The organism is Microbacterium sp. 13-71-7, assembly GCF_002257455.1.
In the GTDB taxonomy this organism is placed as follows: Bacteria; Actinomycetota; Actinomycetes; order Actinomycetales; family Microbacteriaceae; genus Microbacterium.
The window spans coordinates 1-8,122 of sequence record NZ_NCKN01000190.1 but is presented as its reverse complement, the minus strand read 5'-3'; the positions used below and the strand labels follow the sequence as shown (position 1 = coordinate 8,122).

Sequence of the window (8,122 nt, the reverse complement as noted above, 5' to 3'; positions counted from 1 at the left end):
CCAGCCCCTGCTCGGCGTCGGGAAGACCGGAGGTGGCGGTGACCATGAACCCGACGATGGCCACGAGATTGGCCACGCCGCCGACGAAGGTCGCGATGAGCAGCACGATCAGCCACGGCCCCTGACCTCCGAGGAACGCCAGCGGGAGCGTCGCGATCCCCTGGACCACCAGCCCGGACACGATGGCGCGCCGCCCTCCCGCACGGGCGATGATCCGCGGGGCGATCACGCCTCCGATCACGGTGCCGATGCCCATCACCGCGAACGTGAGGCCCGTCTGCAAGGGGGTGTATCCACGCACCTCCTGGAGGAACACGCTCAGCAGGAACACCACGGACGTCTGCGTCGCGAAGGCGAGCACGCCGGCGAGATTTCCCCACCCCGTCGTCCGGCGCGAGAGGACCCGCAGCGGCACCAGCGGCTCGGGAACCGTCCGCTCGATGACGAGGAAGGCGAGGACCAGGACGGCTGCGACGCCCAGCGCGCCCCAGCTCCGCACGTCGCTCCACGAGTGCTGGCCGGCCTGGGTCAGCCCGTACACCCCCGCGACGAGCGCGAGAGTGACCGTCACAGCCCCTGGCGCATCGAGACGCGGACGCTGCGGCGACGGCGTCTCCTTCAGCACCATGGGGCCGACCGCCAGCACGCCGACCGCGACGATCACGTTGACGAAGAAGGCCCACCGCCAGCTGATCAGGTCGGTGAGGAGACCCCCCAGGATCGCGCCGGTGGTGAAGCCCGCAGCCATCAGCGCCCCGTTGATCCCCAGCGCCCTCGCGCGCATCGCCCCCTCCGGGAACGACGTGGTCAGCAGCGACAGCGCCGCCGGGGTCACCGCCGCGGTGGCGATGCCCTGCGCCGCCCGCGCCACGAGGAGCAGCCACGGCTCGCCCGCGAGTCCGCCCAGCAGCGAGGCCGCGCCGAGGAGCGCCATCCCGGCGAGGAACTGACGACGACGCCCGAACAGATCGGCGAGCCGGCCGAAGAGGAGGGTGAACCCCGCAGCGCAGACGGCGAACGCCGTGGAGATCCATTGCAGATCCGCCAGGCGGAACCCCACGTCGGCGCCGATGCGCGGCAGCGCGACATTGAGGATCGAGAAGTCCAGGGCCAGGGTGAAGCTCGCCGTGAGCAGCACGAGGAGCGCGACGCGCTGGCGGATGCCGACGGAGGGAGCCGCCGCGCCCGCATCGGCGGGAGACGGCGAAGGATGAGTGGTCATGCCGTCCACCCTCGAACGCGCCGCGTCCTGCAACCAGATCCTGCTCCGGGTACCACCGACAGGGACACCCTGAGCGGCGCGGCGTCCGTCACACTGGAACGGTGCGACCACCCTCCCCCGTCCGCCCTGCGAGCGAACTCGGCGACTTCCTCCGCAGCCGCCGCGACGCCGTCACGCCCGCCGAGGCGGGGATCCCGCGATGGGGCACGCGTCGGGTGCCGGGCCTCCGGCGGGAGGAGCTCGCCCAGATCGCGGGCATCTCCGTGAACTACTACACCCGTCTCGAGCAGGGCCACTCGTCCCACGCGAGCGACTCCGTCATCGACGCGCTCGCGCGGGCGCTGAATCTCGACGACGCGGAGCGCGCCCACCTCTTCGAGCTCGCACGGCCGACTCCCGCCGCCCGCCGTCGTGGCGTCCGCGCCGAGACGGCGCACCCCGGCGCCCTCGCGCTGCTCGCGGCGATGCCCACCGTTCCCGCGATCCTCCTGGGCCGCCGCAACGACATCCTGGCCTGGAATCCGCTCGGGCACGCCCTGCTGGCCGGGCACCTCCCGTTCACCGCGCCGGATGCGCCCGCGACGCGACCGAACCAGATGCGGCTGCTCTTCCTCGACGCCCACACCCGCGAGCTCCATCGCGACTGGGCCGACGAAGCCGCGCTCGCGGTCGCGTCACTGCGCTACATCGCGGCGCAGCATCCCGACGACCGGCTGCTGGCCGAGCTCGTCGGCGATCTCGCGATGCACAGCGCCGACTTCGCCCGGCTCTGGGCGAAGCACGATGTCAGGCTCTGCTCCCGCGGCGAGAAGCGGCTGCATCACCCGCACGTCGGCGATCTCGACCTGCACTACGAGGCGCTGAACCTCCCCGAGGGCAACGGCCAGCGCCTCCTCACGCACCTCGCCGTTCCCGACAGCCCGACGGCCGACGCGCTCCGGCTCCTCGCCTGAAGTGCGTCGGCCGCGAGGGCCGGATCGTGAGGCCGGCCGGATCGTGAGGCCGGCCGGATCGTGAGGCCGGCCGGATCGTCAGCCCGGGCCGGAGCGTCAGGCCGGGGCCGGCGCGGACGGTGCGGAGACGCCGCGGCGGGCGAAACGCACGAGCAGGATCAGGGCGACGACGCCCGCGACCAGGGCGATCGCGCCGTCGCTGAGGCGCACGCCCACACCGGCCACCGCAAGACCACGGACGAGATCGAGGGCGACGGACAGCACGCCCGAGCCGAAACCGACCATCCCCACACCGAGGAAGGCCACGGCGCTGGCGACGAGCAGCATGCGGCGATCCTCCCTGGCGATCGGCACCGCGCCCCGAAGGCGCCGCACCAGCAGCCAGGCCGCGAGCAGCACGATGCCGAGGATCCCGGCGGCGAGCCGCTCGGAGACGATCTCGTCGGAGTGATGCATCGCGGCCGCCGCGGCGCAGCTGCCCGCCTGGGGGAAGAAGCCCAGGAAGTCGGCGCAGCGCGCGGCCGTGTACGTCACCCCGTTCACGTCGCCGGCGAGGAACGCGGGCCCCCAGATCGCCTCGAGCGCCCACGACGCCAGTCCGCTGAGCCCGATCACCACGAGGCCCAGCGAGACGACGAGCCAGCCGCCGCTGAGCAGTCCCACGGCACGACGCCGCGGAGAGCGCGCCTTGGCGACGGCGGCGGGATCCCCGAAGCGTCGTACCGCGACCTCCGCGGCCTCGGCGGGATCCATCCCCTGCGCCTGCAGCGCCGACTGCGCGTCACGCAGATGCCCGTCGGTCTCGGCGAGCAGACGCCACGCGTCCTGGCCGGCACCCAGCCGGTCGGCCAGCTGCGCCACATAGCGATCGATCGCGTCGGTCATCTCACACCCCCTGCACGGCCGGGCGGATCGAGGGGGCCGCGAGCGTCGAGGCCACGCCGTCGGCGAAGCGCTGCCACGCCCCGGTCTCGCGGGTCAGCTGCGCCGCACCGGCCGCCGTGATCGCGTAGACCCGGCGCCGGCGCCCGTCGTGCACCCACTCGCTCGTGATCGCACCGGATCGCTCCAGGCGGTGCAGCGCCGGGTACAGCGAGCCCTCCGGCACGTCGAACTCGCCGCCGCTCGCGGTGCGCAGCGCCTCGGCGAGCGCGTAGCCGTGGGCGGATCCGCGCGCGAGAGTCGCCAGGACCAGCATCTCGAGATTGCCTCGGAGTCGTTCGTCTGCCATGAGGCGACTTTACCTAGACGGTCGATGCATAGACAGTCTTGGTTGCTGGGAGTTCGCCCAGGCTTCCCGAGCCCTGGCGCCGGCCGGCTTCGTCCAGGGACGCGGGACTCCAGGTCGGCCGCGCGGGAGTCGCCGCCTACATCGATCCGGTCCAGGCGTGCGTGGAGACGCCGACGGCGTTCCAGGCGTTGATCACGACGATGAGCGACACGAGCGCCCCGAGCTCCTCCGGGGAGAAGCGCGTGGCGGCGGCCGCCCAGTCCGCGTCCGGCACATGGGTCTCGGAGAGGCGGGTGATGCTCTCGGTCAGGGCGAACGCGGCCCGCTCACGCGCCGTGAAGAAGGGCGACTCCTGCCACACGGCGACGGCGGCGATGCGCGCGGCGGTGTCGCCGGCCTTGACGGCGTCGCCCGCATGCAGGTCGACGCAATAGCTGCAGCCGTTGATCTGCGAGGCCCGCAGGCGCACCAGCTCGCGCAGGCGGGCGTCGATGCCCGCGGCATCGAGCTCGCGGACCATCGCGGCGTCGAGTCCGGCGAGCGCGCGGGAGAACCGCGGCGCGACCGTGTCGATGTCGAGACGGACGGGGATCGGGACGGTCGGCTCGGTCTGGGTCGAGGTGTCGGTGAGGGTCATGGTCGTTCCTTTCGTCCCCTTCAGAATCGACGATCGGGATCCATCCGTCCAACAGCTGATACCTATCGCTATCATCTGTTCCAGAGATGGAACTTCACCAGCTGCGCTATGTCCTCGCCGTCGTCGAGACGGGATCCTTCACGGCGGCCGCCGAACGCGTGCGCGTCAGCCAGTCCGGGGTGAGCACCCAGGTGCAGAAGCTCGAGCGCGAGCTCGGCGTCGCCCTGTTCGACCGCACCTCGCGCCGGGTCGCGCTCACCCAGGAGGGCGAGCGCCTGATGCCCGCCATCCGCGCCGCGCTCGAGGCGATCGGCGAGATCGGCGCCACGGCGGCCGACCTACGAGGGCTGCTGCTCGGATCCCTCCGCGTCGGCACCGTGTTCGGCCTCACCTGGCCCCGCTTCTACGACGCCCTCGCCGAGATCAGCGCCGCGCATCCGGGGCTCGAGCTGCGGTTGCGCGAGGACACGTCCGCGCAGCTGGTCGGCGCGGTCCGTCGCGGCGAGATCGACCTCGCGCTCGTGGCCTGGGCCGAGCATGCGCCGGACGGGCTCGGTTCCGTGGTCGTGTTCGACGACCCGATGGTCGCGGTCGTCGCCCCGTCCCACCCCTGGGCGGCACGGCGCAGGATCAGCCCGGACGAGCTGGTCGGCATGGATCTCATCGCCCTCCCCGAGGGCACCGGCGACCGGGCGGCGCTCGACGCGCTGCTCTCCGGGCGCCCCGGCGCGGGAGCACCGCACTGGGAGGTGTCCACGCCCTCCGCGGTCGAGAAGCTCGCGGTGCGCGGGCTCGGGGTCGGCGTCGTCAGCGCGGCGACGTGCCGTCGCTGGGAGGGCATCCGCGCGATCCCGATCGACGCGCCAGAGGTGCGCTCGCGCCTGGGCGTGGTGTGGCGGGCGACCCCGACCCGCGCCGCCCGCGCCCTCCTGGAGCTCCTGCACCCCGACGAGTAGCCCGCGCCCCCTCGGAAACACCCCCACCTTCGAGTCGTCCCCGTGAGCGCACGCCCTGGGGTGCGCTCATGGGGACGACTCGGAAGTGGAAGGGCGTAACCCGGGGCGGGCGGGTCAGTTCAGGCCGTGCTCGAAGGCGAAGACGACGAGTTGCACGCGATCGCGCAGGGCGAGCTTGGTGAGGATCCGGCTGATGTGCGTCTTCACGGTGGCCTCGGAGAGGAACTCGCGGGCGGCGATCTCGGCGTTGGACAGGCCGCGCGCGGCGAGCGCGAAGATCTCCTTCTCGCGCTCGGTGAGGTCGCCGTAGCTCGCCGGAACCGGGGTCTGCGCGGGCGCGGCGAAGTGGGCGAACAGGTCGCGGGTGGCCGAGGCCGCGATCACGCTGGATCCGGAATGCACCGTGCGGATCGCCGCGAGCAGGAACTCCGGATCCGCGTCCTTGAGGAGGAAGCCGCTCGCGCCCTGACGGATCGCGCGCGCGGCGGCCTCGTCGAGATCGAAGGTCGTGAGCATCACGATGCGGGGCGGATCCGCCTCCTCCAGGATGCGCGCCGTGGCCGTCAGCCCGTCCATGACCGGCATCCGGATGTCCATCATCACGACGTCGGGCCGCGTGGTGCGCACGACCTCGATGGCCTCCTGCCCGTTGCCCGCCTCGCCGACGACCTCGAGGTCGGGCTGCGACGCGACGAGCATGCGGATCCCGGCGCGGAACAGCGCCTGGTCGTCGACCAGCACGACACGGATCATCCTGTCTCCTCGTCCCGCGCGATCGGATCCGCGCCTCCGGAAAGTCTGTCATCCTCGGGCGCGGTGCCGGGACCGCTCCGCCCCTGCGCCGGGTCCGCCGGCCGGTCGGCGACCGCGCCGTTCCCGCCCATCGCGGGTCCCGCCGGCTAGTCCGCGGCCGGACCGATCGGGAGCGCCGCGCGAACCACGAAGCCCTCCGCCTCGTGCTCCGCGCTGAGCGTCCCGCCGACCAGCTGCGCGCGCTCGCGCATGCCGATGAGGCCGTGCCCGCGCTCCGTGTGCGCCTGCCGCGGCATCGGCGGAACCCCGTTGCGGACCGTGATCTGCACGTGGTCGGCGTGCCAGCCGAGCCAGACGTCCACGTCGCCGGAGCCGTGCCGGATCGCGTTGGTCAGCGCCTCCTGCAGGATCCGGTACACCGCCAGCTGGATGCCGGCCGGGGGCTCCCCCGGCGGCATCGGGTCGACGGTGACACGCGGTTCGACCCCGGCGGCGCGCACCTGCGCGTACAGCGTCTCCAGGTCGGCGAGCGTGGGCTGCGGCCCCTGCCCCTCGCTGTGCCGCAGCTGCGCGAGCAGCAGCCGCACATCGGAGAGGGCCGCGCGCGCCGTCTGGCCGATCGTGGTCAGCGCCGCGGTCGCCTGCGCCGGATCCGCGGCCGCGGCGTAGCGCGCCCCGTCGGACTGCGCGATCACCACGGCGAGGGAGTGCGCCACCACGTCGTGCATGTCGCGGGCGATCCGCACGCGCTCCTGCTCCGCGACGGCGACCGCCTCGGCCCGCACCTGCGCCTCCCTGGTGCTGCGGCCGCGCAGCACGACCCGCCAGAGCAGACCGGCGCCCCACGCCATCACGAGGGTGAGCACGGATACGGTGCCGAGGAGCACCGCGACCAGCGCGACGCGCAGCCCCGTCTCGGTGTCCTGGATGAGGGACTGCTCGTTGATCAGCGACATGTAGCCGCCCGCGAGGAGCCCGCCGCCCAGGGCCGAGGCGCCGCCGATCCACAGCAGCCGCACCGATCCCCACGCCGATGTCGCGAAGACCACGGCGAGGATCGCGAGGTTGTAGGCGCCGGGCGAGAAGCCGCACGCCATCTGCAGCAGCGCGCCGATCCACGCCACGATCAGGGCCAGCACCGGGGAGAGCCGGCTGATCGCGGCCGCGCCCCAGAGGATGACCGCGACCAGCAGCACCAGCAGGACTGAGACCGGGCCGTCCGGGATCCAGCGGCTCATCGTGCCGGCCTCGAACGTGTACGTGAGGGGCAGCGTGAGCAGCAGGCCGATGGCGCTGCCGACGATGTCGAACACGAGCCAGAAGCGCGGAATGGTGCGGATCACCCCCTCACGGTACGCGACCGGATCCGCGACGGTCATCCGCCGGGAGATGTATCCCCCGGCGCCCGGCCGGACTCAGCCCGCCTCGACGATCGCGGCGATCGCGCGACGGTCGGGCTTGCCAGAGGACAGCAGGGGCAGCGCCTCGACGGGGACGATCCGGGCGGGGCGTGCCTCGGCGCCCACCTCCGCGGCGACCCGCTCCCGGGCCGCGGCGAGCAGCCCTGCGGCGGAATCGGCCGGAGCGGAATCGGCCGGCGCGGAATCGGCGGACCCGCCCGGCAGCGCGGCCACGATCGCGGAGCCCTGTCCCCAGCGCTCGTCCGGGACGGCCACCACGACGGCGCCCTCCAGGCCCGCCACGGTGCGCACCGCCCGCTCGACCCGGTCCAGCGAGACGTTCACCCCGCCCGAGACGATGACGTTGTCGACGCGCCCGGTCACCGCGACCCTGCCCTCGCCCGCCTCGCCCGCATCGCCCGTGCGGTACCAGCGGTCGCCGGCCGCATCGGCGACGAACGTCCGCGCGGTCAGCACGGGGTCGCCGAGGTAGCCGTCGGCCAGCGTCGGCCCGGCGATGCGCAGCTCGCCGTCGACGGACGCGACGCGCACCCCGTCCAGCGGGACCCCGTCGTACACGCAGCCGCCGGCCGTCTCGCTGGATCCGTAGGTGCGCACGACGCGGGCGCCGAGGTCCGCGGCCCGCTCGCGGAGCGCCGGCGGCAGCGCCTGCCCGCCGAGGAGCAGCGCGTCGTAGGAGGCCAGCGCCTCGCGCACCTCCCGGTCCTCGGCCGCGTCCAGGAGCGTCGCGAGTTGCGCCGGCACGAGCGACCCGTACCGCGGGCCCGCGGTCATGCCGCGGGTGGCCGCCACGAACGAGGCCGGCGTGAACCGGCCTTCCAGAAGCACGGGCGACGTGCCGGCGAGGTGCGCGCGCACGAGCACCTGGAGCCCGGCGACATAGCCCGCCGAGAGGGCGAGCATCCACTGCCCGGATCCGATCCGCCGCGCGGTCGCCTCCGCGCTCGCC

At 73.6% G+C, this 8,122-nt stretch carries 9 protein-coding genes; 2 read left to right on the top strand and 7 right to left on the bottom strand.

Annotated elements, in window-relative coordinates:
- The coding region (locus tag B7X32_RS15820; protein WP_292721688.1) for an MFS transporter at positions 1-1,222 on the bottom strand (1,222 nt) is incomplete at its 3' end.
- Between the two features lie 101 nt (positions 1,223-1,323).
- Here B7X32_RS15820 and B7X32_RS15815 point away from each other — a divergent pair.
- A complete protein-coding gene (locus tag B7X32_RS15815; RefSeq protein ID WP_292721686.1) occupies positions 1,324-2,175 on the top strand; it encodes a helix-turn-helix transcriptional regulator in 852 nt (283 codons plus the stop codon).
- Positions 2,176-2,271: 96 nt separating this feature from the next.
- On the opposite strand, the gene B7X32_RS15810 is transcribed toward B7X32_RS15815, so the two are convergent.
- The 3 genes from B7X32_RS15810 to B7X32_RS15800 form a co-directional block, all read right to left on the bottom strand.
- On the bottom strand, positions 2,272-3,060 hold the full coding sequence (locus tag B7X32_RS15810; RefSeq protein WP_292721682.1) for a permease prefix domain 1-containing protein: 789 nt from the start codon (positions 3,058-3,060) through the stop codon (positions 2,272-2,274).
- A 1-nt stretch (position 3,061) separates the two neighbouring features.
- The gene (locus B7X32_RS15805) at positions 3,062-3,406 is read right to left on the bottom strand and encodes a PadR family transcriptional regulator (protein WP_292721679.1); all 345 of its coding nucleotides are present in this window, start codon (positions 3,404-3,406) and stop codon (positions 3,062-3,064) included.
- Positions 3,407-3,542: 136 nt separating this feature from the next.
- Positions 3,543-4,043 (bottom strand): carboxymuconolactone decarboxylase family protein, encoded by a 501-nt coding sequence (locus B7X32_RS15800; RefSeq protein ID WP_292721676.1) that lies wholly within the window; start codon positions 4,041-4,043, stop codon positions 3,543-3,545.
- Between the two features lie 86 nt (positions 4,044-4,129).
- On the opposite strand from B7X32_RS15800, the gene B7X32_RS15795 reads away from it, so the two are divergent.
- Positions 4,130-4,999 (top strand): LysR family transcriptional regulator, encoded by an 870-nt coding sequence (locus B7X32_RS15795; RefSeq protein ID WP_292721673.1) that lies wholly within the window; start codon positions 4,130-4,132, stop codon positions 4,997-4,999.
- 114 nt (positions 5,000-5,113) lie between these two features.
- On the opposite strand, the gene B7X32_RS15790 is transcribed toward B7X32_RS15795, so the two are convergent.
- The 3 genes from B7X32_RS15790 to B7X32_RS15780 form a co-directional block, all read right to left on the bottom strand.
- Positions 5,114-5,752, bottom strand: coding sequence for a response regulator transcription factor (locus tag B7X32_RS15790; RefSeq protein WP_292721670.1), 639 nt, complete (start codon positions 5,750-5,752; stop codon positions 5,114-5,116).
- Positions 5,753-5,898: 146 nt separating this feature from the next.
- Positions 5,899-7,095 carry a histidine kinase gene (locus B7X32_RS15785; protein ID WP_292721669.1) on the bottom strand — a complete coding sequence of 399 codons (1,197 nt, stop codon included), beginning with the start codon at positions 7,093-7,095 and terminating at the stop codon, positions 5,899-5,901.
- Positions 7,096-7,167: 72 nt separating this feature from the next.
- Positions 7,168-8,122, bottom strand: a 955-nt coding sequence (locus B7X32_RS15780) for an AMP-binding protein (RefSeq protein ID WP_292721666.1), incomplete at its 5' end; no start/stop codon positions are given.

Excerpts from the sequence above, each read along its gene's own strand:
- B7X32_RS15810 (WP_292721682.1), bottom strand. The coding sequence starts at position 3,060 with ATGACCGACGCGATCGATCGCTATGTGGCGCAGCTGGCCGACCGGCTG.
- B7X32_RS15805 (WP_292721679.1), bottom strand. The coding sequence starts at position 3,406 with ATGGCAGACGAACGACTCCGAGGCAATCTCGAGATGCTGGTCCTGGCG.
- B7X32_RS15800 (WP_292721676.1), bottom strand. The coding sequence starts at position 4,043 with ATGACCCTCACCGACACCTCGACCCAGACCGAGCCGACCGTCCCGATC.
- B7X32_RS15795 (WP_292721673.1), top strand. The coding sequence starts at position 4,130 with ATGGAACTTCACCAGCTGCGCTATGTCCTCGCCGTCGTCGAGACGGGA.
- B7X32_RS15790 (WP_292721670.1), bottom strand. The coding sequence starts at position 5,752 with ATGATCCGTGTCGTGCTGGTCGACGACCAGGCGCTGTTCCGCGCCGGG.